The 269-nt window shown below is 49.4% G+C and carries 1 protein-coding gene; it reads right to left on the reverse strand.

The features are described from left to right. A partial coding sequence (locus G3A46_RS14290; protein ID WP_206736036.1) for a DUF6443 domain-containing protein occupies window positions 1-269 on the reverse strand: 269 nt, incomplete at both ends.

Here is a 269-nt window from a genome sequence, read left to right on the forward strand (position 1 = left end):
AAGGCTCCAAAATTATTGGCAACTGGCAAAGGTAGGTAATCCTTTGGCTGCCTCCCCAAAGGATCGTAAAGGATAGGGGTCACTAGGTCCTCACGGTTGCCACCGGCACGGATCGAAATACTCTGTTTGGGACGACCAAGACCGTCGTAATAAACGATGTTCTCTATCTTCTTGTCGTTGTTTGAAGGGGAATTTGCCGCGTTGATAGCCACAACCTGTGCTTCGTTAAGTTCGGTCTGGTAGCTTATCTGCCGGACGTAGTTCTGGTC

Source organism: Aequorivita sp. KMM 9714 (assembly GCF_011065475.1).
In the GTDB taxonomy this organism is placed as follows: Bacteria; Bacteroidota; Bacteroidia; order Flavobacteriales; family Flavobacteriaceae; genus Aequorivita; species Aequorivita sinensis.